This is a genomic window from Hydrogenophaga sp. PML113, from assembly GCF_001777155.1.
In the GTDB taxonomy this organism is placed as follows: Bacteria; Pseudomonadota; Gammaproteobacteria; order Burkholderiales; family Burkholderiaceae_C; genus Hydrogenophaga; species Hydrogenophaga borbori.
Map to the genome: position 1 here is coordinate 40,027 of NZ_MIYM01000011.1, position 11,699 is coordinate 51,725.

Here is an 11,699-nt window from a genome sequence, read left to right on the forward strand (position 1 = left end):
GATGTGCCAGCCTTGGTGGGGCGGCGCGAACCGGCGTTGCAAACGCGGGGCCCCGACCGACGGCCTGTGGCCGGCATGCCGCGGGACCGAACACCGTGCCGCAATCTATGTTGGATACAGTATTCAATGAATAGGGGTTGTCTCCATTCCACGGTGGCGGTGGGCGCCGGCCGGCCCGGCGAGGACGCCCGCCTTCGGTGCACGGCCCCGGTCCTGGCGCTCAGCGCCCCGGGCGCCCGCGCAGATTGCCCAGAATCATCGGCCGCCCCGCCACCAGCCCGCCGCCGTCGAGCTCCATCTGGAAACGCTCGGCGTCGCGGCGGCGCATGTCCGCCACGATGGCGTCGACCGCCATCGGCTCCGTGCCCAGCGCGAGCAAGGCCTCGCGCCCCATGACCATGGCGGACTCGAAGGTCTCGCGCACCTGCACGTCCGCCCCCGCCTTCACCAGCTCAGCGGCGTGCCCGCGGTCGAAGGAGCGCGCGATGACCCGCGCCTGGGGGAAGGCGTGCTTGCACTGCTCCACCATCAGCGTGGCCGCGCTGGCCTCGTCCACGCACACCAGGATGACCTTGGCGTCTTGCGCGCCCGCCGCGTGCAGGATGTCCAGCCGCGTGCCGTCGCCGTAATAGACCTTGAAGCCGAAGTGCTCGGCCTCGCGCGCGAGCTGCGGGTCGGCGTCGATGATGGTGATCTCCGCGCCCAGCAGCAGCAGGTTCTGGCTCGCGATCTGGCCGACGCGGCCGAAGCCGATGATCAGCACCGCGCCGGCCTCGTGGTCGGGCACGGGCGCGCCCTCCGCGGATGGGCCGGTGCGTGGCGCCCAGCGCTGCAGCGCCAGCACCGCCAGCGGCGTGAGCGCCATGGACAGCACCACGATGGCCGTCATGTTGGCGTTCACCACCGGGTCGATCACGCGGCCCGCGAGCGCCGCCGCGAACAGAACGAAGGCGAACTCGCCGCCCTGCGCCATCAGAACCGCGCGGTCCAGCGCGTCGGCGTGCGGGCTGTGCGTGAGCCGCGCCACCACGTAGATGCACAGGGCCTTCACCGCCATCAGCGAAAGCACGCCCGCCAGGATGAGGACCCAGTGCCGCGCCACCGCCGACAGGTCCAGCGACATGCCCACGCCCAGGAAGAACAGGCCCAGCAGCAGGCCACGGAAGGGCTCGATGTCGGCCTCCAGCTGGTGGCGGAAGGTGGACTCCGACAGCAGCACGCCCGCCAGGAAGGCCCCCATGGCCATGGACAGGCCGCCCAGCTGCATGAGCAGCGCCGCGCCCAGCACCACCAGCAGGGCCGCGGCCGTCATGACCTCGCGCGCGTGCGCGTTCGCGAGCACGCGGAACATGGGGTTGAGCAGCCACACGCCCACGGCCACCAGCAGCGCCACCGATCCGGCCGCGATCCCCACCGACAGCCAGCGCGAGGCCGCCGCCGCTGGGCCCGCCACCTCGGCCGCCGCATCGGGCGAGAGAAAGGCCACCACGGCCAGCAGCGGCACGATGAGCAGGTCCTCGAACAGCAGGATGGAGACGATGCGCTGCCCGCGCGGCGTGGCGATGTCGCCGCGCTCGCCCAGCAGCTGCATCACGATGGCCGTGGACGTGAGCACGAAGCCCATGGCGCTGATGAAGGACACCCGCCACGAAAAGCCGAAGGCCACGCCCACCAGGGTGAGCATGGCGCCGCAGACCAGCACCTGCAGGCTCCCCAGCCCGAAGATGGCGCGCCGCAGCGCCCACAGGTGCGAGGGCTGCATCTCCAGGCCGATGACGAAGAGGAACATCACCACGCCGAGCTCGGCGGTGTGGATGATGGTCTGGGGGTCGCTGAACCAGCCCAGGCCGAAGGGGCCGACGGCCAGGCCCGCCGCTAGGTAGCCCAACACCGAGCCCAGGCCGATGCGCTTGAACAGCGGCACCGCCACCACCGCCGCCCCCAGCAGCATGACGACCGGGACCAATTGGGTGGAGGCGGCATCAGCGGCCATGGCGGGCCTGCGGCGATCGTGGGCCGCGCGGCGATCCGGGCGGCGGGTTCATCTCGTGGCGGCGCATGGTCCCCTCCAGTGGTTGGCGCCAGGCGATTCTGGCACCGCCCCGTTCAGCCGCCCCACAAGGGGCCGGACTTGTCGAAGTCCACCGTCTCGCGCACCAGCTCGCGCAGCCGCGTGAGCAGCGCGCGGTGGTCGTCGCGCCGGTGCTGGAAGGTGTACTGCAGCGCCGGCAGGGGCTGGGGGCCGCGCAGCTCGACCACGGCCCGGCGCGCGGCCATGCGGCGCAGCCAGCCGCGCGGGTACAGGCCGACGCCCACGCCCGAGGCGATCAGGCTGGCGATGGCCGCGAGGTTGTTGCACACCAGCCGGCGCGGCGCCTGCAATCCGTTGAGCGCCAGCCAGTGTTCCAGCATGCGCGTGGGACCGGCCGCGCCGGGCTGGGTGATGAGCGCGTGCCGCTCCAGCAGCGCGGCGTCCACCGCGCGGCGGCGCCCCAACAGCGCGGGTGAGGCGGCCCAGCAGAAGCGGACTTGGGCGATGGCTTCGCTGGCGATGGCGCCGCGCGTGGAGTGGCCGGCCACCACGGCGAAATCCAGTTCCCCGCTTTCGAGGCGCTGCTCCAGCGCCGAGCCCAGGTCCACGCAGGGTTCCAGGCGCAGTTCGGGGTACTTAGCGGCCGCGTGCGAGACCAGGTCGGGCAGCCAGGTGAGGGCCGCGAGTTCGCCCACGCCGAAGCGGCAGAGGCCGCGCACGCCACCGCCGGCCGCGAGCTGATCGCGCATGTCTTCCGACAGCGCCAGCATGCGCCGCGCCAGCGGCAGCAGCTGCTCGCCCGCCTCGGTGAGCGCGGCACGGTGGCCACCGCGGTTGAACAGCGTGGTGCGCAGCTGCGCCTCCAGTTCACCGATGCGCTTGGACAAGGTGGACTGCGAAATGTGCAGCCGCTGCGCGGCGACCAGGAAGCTCGCGGCGGTGGCGGCCCAGTAGAAGGCTTCGAGCTGCTTGAGCGTCATGGCCGGCGCCGCACAATCCTTGGTGTTGAAAAAAGGCGAACAAGAGCGATCGAAATATATCGCTTTTCATCCACAAGGCATCTTCCCAGAATGCGCCCCGGATCCACCCGAGCGGGTGGACCGGGCCCCACAACAGAAGGAGACAGCGCATGAGCATTCATTCCACCGGCCTGCGACGCCGCCACCTCGTGGGCGCCGCCGGCGCGGCGCTGGGCCTGTCGGCCCTGCCCCTGGCCGCGCGCGCCCAGGCCTGGCAGCCCACCCAGCCCATCACCATCCTGGTGGGCTTCGCGCCCGGCGGCTCGGCCGACCAGATCGCGCGCCAGCTCTCGTACGCGGCCAAGGACATCATTCCCGTCCCGGTGGTGGTGAACAACCGCGTGGGCGCGGCCGGCGCCATCGCCGCGCAGGCCACGGCCGACGCCAAGCCCGACGGCTACACCCTGTTCGTGGGCGGCGGCAGCGAGACCACCTCGGTCGGCCACTTCCGCCCGCTCAACTACGACTCGCGCCGCTCCTTCACGCCCATCATCAAGGTCTCGCGCGCGCCCAGCATCCTGGCGGTGCGCGCCGACTCGCCCTTCGCCGACATGAAGGCGCTCATCGCCGAAGCGAAAAAGGCGCCCGAGAAGGTGTCCTACGGCTCGACCGGCGAAGGCGGCATCTTCCACGCCACCGGCATCGTGTTCGAGAAGGCCGCCGGCCTGAAGCTGCTGCACGTGCCCTACCGCGGCGCGGCCGACTCCATGACCGCCCTGCTCGCGGGCCAGGTGGACAGTGCCTTTGGCGCCTACGAAGAAATGAAAGCCATGATCGACGCGGGCCGCGTGCGCCCGCTGGCGCTGTTCTCTCGCGCGCGCCTGCCGGCCCTACCGGAGGTGCCCACCATGACGGAACTGGGCGTGCCCGTGGCCCTGGACAACATGAAGGGCCTGATGGCGCCCGCGAACCTGCCCGAGCCCATCCGGCGCTACCTGCACGACGCCTTCCACAAGGCCATGCAGGCGCCGGGCTGGAAGGACTACGTGGCCAAGTCGGGCCTGACCCAGGACTACGCCGACGGCGCGGCCTTCCAGGCCGAGGTCGTCGCGGCGGTGGACCTGATCGGCAAGGCCATCGGCAAATGAGCCGCGCGCCCGGTTCCTCCTTCGGCTTCATCGGCCTGGGCGCCATGGGCGCCGGCATGGCCGGCTGCCTGCTGCGCCGGGGCTACCCGCTCAAGGTCTTCGCGCGCGAGGCGCGCGCCGTGCAGGCCCTGGTGGACCAGGGCGCCACGGCCGGCACCGGCCCGGCCGACGTGGGCCGGGGCAGCGCCATCGTTTTCCTGAGCCTGCCCGACGACGCGGCGGTGCATGAGGTGCTGTTCGCCGACGGCGGCCTGGTGCACGGCCTGGCGGCGGGCAGCACCGTGGTGGACACCAGCACCATCGCGGCGGCGTCGGCGCGCGGGTTCGCGGCCGCGCTCGCGGCGCGCGGCATCGGCTTCCTGGACGCGCCCGTGAGCGGTGGCCAGCAGGGCGCGGCCGAGGGCGTGCTGAGCTGCATGGTCGGCGGCGAGACCGCCAGCGTGGACGCCTGCCGCGAGGCGCTGGGCGCCTTCTGCAAGAGCGTGCTGCACGTGGGCGGCGTGGGCGCGGGCCAGGTGGTGAAGGCCTGCAACCAGGTGGCCGTGGCCGGCGCGCTGCTGGGCGTGGCCGACGCCCTCGCGCTGGCCGAGGCCGAGGGCGTGGACCCGGCCCCGATGCGCGAGGCCCTGCTGGGCGGCGCCGCGCGCAGCTTCTCGCTGGAAAAACACGCCCCCCGCATCGCCGCCGGCCAGTTCACGCCGGGCTTTCGCGCGGCGCTGATGCGCAAGGACCTGCGCCTGGCGCTGCAGGGCGCGCAGGGCACGGGCACCGTGCTGCCCACCGCCGCGCTGGCCGAGCGGCTGCTCGACGAGCTGTGCGAGGGCGGCCGCGCCGACTGGGACTGGGCCGCGCTGGCGCTGCAGGTGCGGGCGCTCTCGGGCAAGGCCCTGCCCGAGCACCGCGAGCCCCGCGCATGAGCCGCAGCGCCGACGCGCCGGCCGCCCCCCGGTGGCTGCAGGGCCTGCTGTGCCTCGACGATTTCGAGGCCGAGGCGCGGCGCCACCTGCCCCGCCCGGTGTTCGGCTACGTGGCCGGCGCGGCGGAGACCAACCAGTCGTTGCGCGCCAACCGCGCGTCCTTCCAGGCCTGGGAGATGGTGCCGCGCGTGCTGGTGGACATCACGCCGCGCGACACCGGCGTCGAGCTGTTCGGCCAGCGCTACGGCGCGCCCTTCGGCGTGGCGCCCATGGGCCTGGCCGCGCTCTCGGCCTACCGCGGCGACCTGGTCATCGCCCGGGCCGCGCGGCGCGAGAACATTCCCTTCGTGCTCAGTGGCTCCTCGCTGATCCGCCTGGAAGAGGTGATCGCGGTGAACCCGGGGGCCTGGTTCCAGGCCTACCTGCCCGGCGACGACGCCGGCATCCTCGCGCTGCTGGAGCGCGTGAAGGCCGCCGGCTACCGCACGCTGGTGATCACCCTGGACACGCCGGCCGCGGCCAACCGCGAAAGCAACCTGCGCGCGGGCTTCACCATTCCGGTGCGGCCCGGCCCCGCGCTCGCCTGGCAGGGCCTCACGCACCCGCGCTGGCTGTTCGGCACCTTCCTGCGCACGCTGCTGCGCCACGGCATGCCGCATTTCGAGAACAGCTACGCCACGCGCGGCGCGCCCATCCTCTCGCCCCACGTGGAGCGCAACCTCTCCGATCGCGGCCACCTGAACTGGCGCCACCTGCAAATGATCCGCCGCGTCTGGGGCGGCGAGCTCGTGGTCAAGGGCGTGCTCGACGCGCGCGACGCGCGGCGCGCGGCCGACGAGGGCGTCGACGGCGTGATCGTGAGCAACCACGGCGGGCGCCAGCTCGACGGCGCCGCCGCGCCGCTGGCGGTGCTGCCGCGCATCGTCGAGGCCTGCCCCGACATTCCGGTGATGCTCGACAGCGGCGTGCGCCGCGGCAGCGACGTGCTCAAGGCCCTGGCCCTGGGCGCGCGCTTCGTCTTCGTCGGCCGCCCCTTCGCCTTCGCCGCCGCTGTGGCCGGTGAGGCCGGCGCGCACCGCGCCATCGACCTGCTGCGCTCGGAGGTCTCGCGCAACATGGCCCTGATGGGCGTGCTGCGGCCCGAGGACCTGGACCCCAGCCACCTCATCCCCGCCCAACGGAACTGAAGCCATGCTTGGACTGCGCATCCTCCCCGTCCCCCGCCGCGTCGCGCCCGACCTCGTCGAGGCCTTCCGCGGCGTGCCCGTCGCCAACGTCAGCGACTGCATGACCCGCATGACCGCGGCCGGCGCGCGCCTGCGCCCGCTGAGCCGCGAGACGCGTCTGTCCGCGCCCGCCATCACCGTGAAGACGCGGCCCGGCGACAACCTCATGATCCACAAGGCGCTGGAGATCGCCCAGCCCGGCGACGTGATCGTGGTGGACGGCGGCGGCGACCTCAGCAACGCGCTGATCGGCGAGCTGATGACCACCTACGCGATCCGGCGCGGCCTGGCCGGTTTCGTCATCGACGGCGCGATCCGCGACCTCGACGTCATCGGCGCCGGCGCCCTGCCCGTGTTCGCGGCGGGCGTGACCCACCGCGGCCCCTACAAGGACGGCCCCGGCGAAATCAACGCGCCCATCGCCATCGACGGCATGGTGATCCACCCCGGCGACCTGATCATCGGCGACGCCGACGGCGTGCTCTGCGTGCCGCAGGACGAGGCCGCGGCCGTGCTCGACGCGGCGCGCAACAAGTCGCAGGCGGAACAGGTGACGCTGCGGCAGATCGCCGAGGGCCGGATCGACACGGCCTGGATCGACCAGACCCTGGCGCGCATCGGCCTGCGGGCCTGAGCCACGCGCTCAGGCCTTCTGCTCAGGCCTCGCGCCGCAGCCGGTGGACCATCTCCACCAGCCGGTAGAGGTTGCCCACCCGCAGGCCCTGGCGGCCGTCCACCAGCACCAGCCGATCGCGCGCCGCGAAGTGGTGGCGCTGGTTGTCGATGGCCAGCCAATGGCGCGCCGAGCGCCCGTTGGCGCGCAGCCAGTCGCGGCACTGGCGCTCGCGCTCGGGCATGGCCGCGCCGTGGCCCGGCGGCCGCACCCAGGGCTCGGTGCGGCCCACCACCCGGGCCTGCAGCGCGGGCCAGGGCTGGAACAGGGCCTGGATCTCGGACAGCGGGTGGTAGGCCGCCCAGCCGCTGGACACCACGATCTCCACGCCCTCCAGGTCCTTGAGCGAGGCGGCCAGCATGCCGGCCTTGTCGAGCAGCCAGTCCCGCGGGGCCCCCACGGGATGCAGCACGCCATCGAAATCCAGGAAGACGGTGACCAGCGCAGGCGTGTTCAGAACTTCCCCAGCAGGTTGATGAACCAGCCCCGGCTGCGGTAGCGCATGTCGGTGAGGTCGTCCGAGAAGTCGGTGAAGTTGTAGCCCAGGCCGAGCTTCACGTTCTCGTTGATGTGGTAGTAGCCCGCCGTGAGCCAGCCGGTGCGGCGGTCGCCCAGTTCCTTGGCGCGCAGCGAACGCAGCTCCAGCAGCCAGTCCCAGCGGCGCACCACCTTCCAGTCCAGGCGCAACACCGCCAGGTCGGCGCTGCTCTTGAACCAGGGCGCGCTGTTGTCGCGGCTGGCGCGCAGCTCGCCCTGGCGCCAGGCGTATTTGCCGCCGAGGGTCCAGCGCGGCGTGAGGTCGACGCTCAGGTCGGCGGCCCACAAGTGGCTGCGCTGCTGGTAGTGATTGCCGGTGGTGAAGACCTGGGTGGACGAGACACCCGTCGCCGACACCTGGCCCGGCGAGGACAGGTCGTGCAGATAGGTGTACTTGAGCAGCAGGTTCACGCGGTCGTTGTTCACCGGGCGCAACGCATAGCCCAGGCTGGCCTCGGTGTACTTCGCGGCGGCCAGCGCGCCCGCGCTGCTGTCGCTGTCGGCCCAGTTGAGCTTGCCGACCCAGCGCGCGTCCTCGCCGTCCTTCAGGCTGAAGGCGTTCTTGAGCAGCCAGCTGCGGCGCGACTCCACGCTGCCGCGGTCGGAGCGGTACTCGGCGCCGCCGCTGTAGCGCACGGTGTCGCTGCTGTAGCCGGCGTTGAAGGCGATGGCCTCGCGGCGCAGCTCGCCCAGGGTCTCGACACCCACGCGGCCGTTTTCCAGCGACACGCCCAGGGTCCAGCGGCTGTCGGGCGCGTATTGCACGCCATAGGCGTGTGTCAGGCCCGGCTGCGCGCCCACGCTGTGGCGGTGCTCGGTGAAGACGCTCAGGCCTTCGTTGATGCGCGACTTGGCGCCCGACACCAGCGTGCCGCCACGGCCCTGCGTGTTCTCGTCGGTGCGGCCGGTGTCCAGCACGTACGTCAGGTACAGGCTGGAGCGGTCGTCGTACTGGTAGTCGACGCCCAGCTGGCCGGCCGCGCCGCCGTCGCCACCCGAGAGCTCACCGTTGAGCGCGAGCTTGTCGTTGACGCGGTAGCGCGCGCCCACGCCCAGGCGGTCGTTGTCCAGGCGCGTGCCGCTGCGCGACAGCGTGCGCTGCGCGAAGCCATAGAGGGCCCAGCTGGCCAGGCTGTCGTAGTCCACCTGCACGCCCAGGTCGGTGCGCGCGCCTTCCACCGCCGCGCCCCAGGGCAGGCCGCCGTTGGTGACGACGCTGTCGCTGCGCTTGTCGTCGCGGCGCAGGCTCGCGCCCAGGCGCCAGTGCGGCGTGAGCTGGTGGCTCAGCTGCGCCTCGGCGCTGTCGCTGTCGAAGCCGTTGCGCTCGTCGCGGCGGTCGGCCTTCAGGCGCAGCTCGGTGCGCACGCCCAGGGGCAGCGCGGCGTCCACGCCGACCTGCTTCGTCTCGTTGCTGACGAGCTGGCCCGGCGCGGAGAAGCCCGCGCCGCGCCGCTGCGCGTAGGCGGCGATGCGCCCGCCGTCCGCCAGGCCCAGGTCCTTCAGGTCGGCCTGGCCTTCGAAGCGCCAGGCGTTCGCGTCGGCCGTGGGGTCCACCGGTTCGCCGGCGAAGTGGTAGCCGCCGTCGAGCGAGCGCAGCTCGCCCGTGCCCGGCCCGTCGGAGCGCGCCACCTCGGCCTTCAGGTAGGTGTTCTCGCCGTGGCGCAGCAGCAGGTCCACGCCGGCCAGGGTCTGGTCGCCCCCGGTCTGTTCCTGCTTCGAGGCGGTCACGCCCAGGCGCAGCGCGTCGCTGGCCCACCAGGAGAGGCGGCCACCGGTGGCCAGGGTGTCGAGCGAGCCCAGCAGGGGCGCGTACTCGTAGTCCACCACCAGGTAGGTGGGCTGGCCGGTGAGGCCACCCGCGCGCACGATGGCGCCGTCGTCCGAGAAGCTGGGCAGCGGGCCGTTGAGCAGCACGCGGCCCTGCAGGTGATCGACCTCGTAGTCCGAGCCCGGCACCAGCAGGCGGCGCGCGCGCACCAGGCCGGAGTCGCGGTCGCGGATCTCCACGAACACGCGTTCGGCGCCGCGCGTGATGTCCTGGTGGCGCAGGTAGTAGAGCGAGCCGCCGGTGCCGCGGAACTCCTCGCGCGCCGACAGGGTGCCCGGTTCGGCGGCGTAGGCGTCCACGCGCAGGCGCGCCTCGCCGTGCGCGGTGCTGTCCTCGCTCAGGTAGCGGCCGTGCAGGCCGTACAGGCCGCGGCTGATCTGGGCCAGCGCGGTCTCGTCCAGGTTGAGCTTGTAGTTGCCCCACATGGCGTGCGAGCGGCCGTCGTCGATGCGCGCGTAGACCCGGCCCTGCGTGGGCGCGTCCTCCACGGTGGTGGAGTCGTCGCCGAAGGTGGCCCAGGAGTCCACCGGGTCGAGCCGGCGGAACAGGGTGCTCGGGTCCTTGCGGTCGAGGTTGCGAAACAGCTCGTTGAGTGGGCGCTCCTCGGTGTCCAGGCTGGCAGTGAAGGTCCAGCGCTCGTCGAGCTGGCGCTTGGTGTAGAAGGCCAGGCGGCCCTCGCTCCAGGAGCCGCCGTCCTGGCGGTTCGGGTCCATGGTCAGCAGCGCGGCCGGTCCGCTGACGCGCTGGCGGCCCAGGGTGAGGTCGGCCTGGCCGATGAAGAAGCCGTCCTGCTTGGGGAGCTCGAAGTCGCGCCGGTAGACGCGCGCCGAACCGTCGGCCTCCAGCACGGCGATCTCGCCGGTCTGCACGCGGCGCGGCACCAGCTGCTGGAAAACGAAGCGGCCGTTCGGGTCCACCGGCACCGCGTAGCCCAGCGCGCGCACGCGCTGGTCGGGGCGGATGGCCTGGCCGCTGGCGGTGACGGTGCCGGCGCGGATGGGGATGTGGCTCACCGCGAGGCGGCTGTCGCCATAGCCGCGCAGCAGCTCGCGCTCGGGTTCGTGCGGCTGCGCCGCGTCGGGGCGGCGCATGGCCAGCGTGAGCGAGAAGTCCTCGGTCTCGTCGAAGCGGCCCTGCGCGTCGAACACGCGCAGGCGGTAGAAGACCTTGCCGTCGCGCGCCGCGCCCAGGCCGTCGAGCAGGCCCGCGGGCACGGTCCATTCGCCGCGCAGGTTCGCGTCAAGGGCAATGGCGGCCAGCGGCTGGCGCTGCCCGCCGGCGTTCAGGGTGAACAGGCGCAGCTCGGCCTTGTGCAGGAACAGCAGGTAGTTGCTGTGGCCCGCGAAGCGCACGGTGTCGCCGGGCGCCACGGTGGTGGGCCAGGCGGCGGCGTTCAGGCGGCGCGGCTGCGAGAGGCTGTCGACCTGCAGGCGCAGCTGGTGGCGCTCCAGCTGCACGTCGATGCAGCGCTGGCGGTCCGCGCTGGACGCGTCGGCGCCGATCAGAGGCGCGCCGTCCACCGTGAGGCGCAACGGCGATTCGTCGCGTTCGTAGGGCGAGAGCATGTGGCACTCGCTCGGGTCGCTGCGGCGCACGGTGGTGTGGACCACGGTGGTGGGCGGCGCCTGGTCGGTCCACCAGGCGCGCACCTCCACGCGGCGGTTCGCGGCCCAGTGCGCGCGGTCCTCGCGCGGCGTGGCCAGGGGCTCGTCGGGCCCTTTGGACGCGTAGGCGAAGGCGCTCTCGGGCAGGCCCAGGCGCCCGGCCAGGTAGCGGCCCACCTGGCGCGCGCGCGCCAGGCCCAGGGCGTGGTTGTCGGCGAAGCGAGGGCGCAGGCGCGGGCCGATGGGCTGCGCGTCGGTGTGGCCCACGATCTGAAAGCGCAGCGCGGGGCGGCCCTTCACCTGGGCCACGATCTGGTCGAGGCGCTGGCGGTCGCTGTCCAGCAGCAGGTCCTCGCCCGAGTCGAAGCGCGCGGTGTGCGCCTCGTCGCGGGGCGCGGCGGCGCCGGGCACGGTTTCCTGGCGCTGTTCGGAGGTCTCGCGCAGCGCGCGCGGATCGCCCAGCACCACGCTGAGCCGGGGCAGCTCGCGTTCGGCGGCGGCGGGCGGGTGGTCGCGGCCATCGATCTCGACGGCGCGCGCGTCGCTGGCGCAGCGGTCATCGAAGCGGCCGCGGGCCTCGGTGCGGCAGTCGCCGCCGCTGTGGTGGCCGCTGGTGCGGGCGTCCTGCGCGGCGGCGGCGCCCATGCCCAGGCAGGCGGCGGCCACGGCGGCGGAGACGGCCGCGTGGCGGAAGCGTCGGTTCAGGCGGAGGCGGGCGTTCATGGTCGGCTCGGCAAAGGTCCGGGGGGCGTGCGTGGGGTGCATGCGGTCCTCC

The 11,699-nt window shown here is 73.1% G+C and carries 8 protein-coding genes; 4 read left to right on the forward strand and 4 right to left on the reverse strand.

The window, feature by feature from the left end; genetic code table 11:
- Positions 1-220: 220 nt before the first annotated feature.
- Both BHU06_RS18610 and BHU06_RS18615 read right to left on the reverse strand, forming a co-directional pair.
- Positions 221-1,993, reverse strand: a complete 1,773-nt coding sequence (locus BHU06_RS18610) for a monovalent cation:proton antiporter-2 (CPA2) family protein (RefSeq protein WP_070400713.1) — start codon at positions 1,991-1,993, stop codon at positions 221-223.
- Between the two features lie 113 nt (positions 1,994-2,106).
- Positions 2,107-3,012: a LysR family transcriptional regulator gene (locus BHU06_RS18615; RefSeq protein WP_070400714.1), complete on the reverse strand. Its 906-nt coding sequence runs from the start codon at positions 3,010-3,012 to the stop codon at positions 2,107-2,109.
- A 149-nt stretch (positions 3,013-3,161) separates the two neighbouring features.
- Here BHU06_RS18615 and BHU06_RS18620 point away from each other — a divergent pair, with 149 nt between their 5' ends.
- The 4 genes from BHU06_RS18620 to BHU06_RS18635 are packed head-to-tail and all read left to right on the forward strand — an operon-like array spanning position 3,162 to position 6,916.
- Positions 3,162-4,139, forward strand: coding sequence for a tripartite tricarboxylate transporter substrate binding protein (locus tag BHU06_RS18620; RefSeq protein ID WP_070400715.1), 978 nt, complete (start codon positions 3,162-3,164; stop codon positions 4,137-4,139).
- Entirely contained in the window at positions 4,136-5,056 is a 921-nt protein-coding gene (locus BHU06_RS18625; protein ID WP_070400716.1) for an NAD(P)-dependent oxidoreductase, read from the forward strand. The genes BHU06_RS18620 and BHU06_RS18625 overlap by 4 nt, the downstream gene beginning before the upstream one ends.
- The gene (locus BHU06_RS18630) at positions 5,053-6,243 is read left to right on the forward strand and encodes an alpha-hydroxy acid oxidase (protein ID WP_070400717.1); all 1,191 of its coding nucleotides are present in this window, start codon (positions 5,053-5,055) and stop codon (positions 6,241-6,243) included. Before BHU06_RS18625 ends, BHU06_RS18630 begins: the two co-directional genes overlap by 4 nt.
- A gap of 4 nt (positions 6,244-6,247) precedes the next feature.
- Positions 6,248-6,916: an RraA family protein gene (locus tag BHU06_RS18635; protein WP_070400718.1), complete on the forward strand. Its 669-nt coding sequence runs from the start codon at positions 6,248-6,250 to the stop codon at positions 6,914-6,916.
- A gap of 22 nt (positions 6,917-6,938) precedes the next feature.
- On the opposite strand, the gene BHU06_RS18640 is transcribed toward BHU06_RS18635, so the two are convergent.
- Complete coding sequence (locus BHU06_RS18640; protein ID WP_275564529.1) at positions 6,939-7,439, reverse strand: HAD domain-containing protein; 501 nt, start codon at positions 7,437-7,439, stop codon at positions 6,939-6,941.
- Positions 7,409-11,647 (reverse strand): OmpA family protein, encoded by a 4,239-nt coding sequence (locus tag BHU06_RS18645; RefSeq protein ID WP_070400720.1) that lies wholly within the window; start codon positions 11,645-11,647, stop codon positions 7,409-7,411. The genes BHU06_RS18640 and BHU06_RS18645 overlap by 31 nt, the downstream gene beginning before the upstream one ends.
- Positions 11,648-11,699: the final 52 nt, after the last annotated feature.